The organism is Massilia sp. 2TAF26, from assembly GCF_052115005.1.
GTDB lineage: Bacteria > Pseudomonadota > Gammaproteobacteria > Burkholderiales > Burkholderiaceae_D > Telluria.
Map to the genome: position 1 here is coordinate 1 of NZ_JBFRFV010000127.1, position 407 is coordinate 407.

Genomic DNA, 407 nt, shown 5'->3' on the forward strand with positions numbered 1-407 from the left:
CGCAACGGCTGAGCGGCATCGCCGAAGCCGATGAGATGTATGTGCTCGAATCGCACAAGGGGTCCAGACATCTCGACCGTCCGCCACGAAAGCGCGGCGGCAAGGCGACAAAGCGCGGGATCTCGAGTGAACAAGTGTGCATCCTGGTGGCGCGCGATCGCAGCGGCCAGACCATCGACGCCGTGACCGGCAAGGGCAGCGTGAGCAAGCGGCAACTGGTGCAACACCTGGGGCCGCGCCTGGCGCGCGACGTGCTGCTGGTGACCGATAGCCATGCGGCCTACCCGGCATTCGCGCGGGAGGTCGGGATTTCGCATGAAGCCATCAACGCGAGCGCCGGCGAACGAAAGCGCGGTGCGCTGCACATCCAGAACGTGAACGCCTATCACAGCCGGATGCGCACCTGG

The 407-nt window shown here is 65.8% G+C and carries 1 protein-coding gene; it reads left to right on the forward strand.

Annotated elements, in window-relative coordinates; genetic code table 11:
• Window positions 1–407, forward strand: a 407-nt coding sequence (locus AB4Z32_RS27775; protein WP_442125025.1) for an IS1595 family transposase, incomplete at both ends; no start/stop codon positions are given.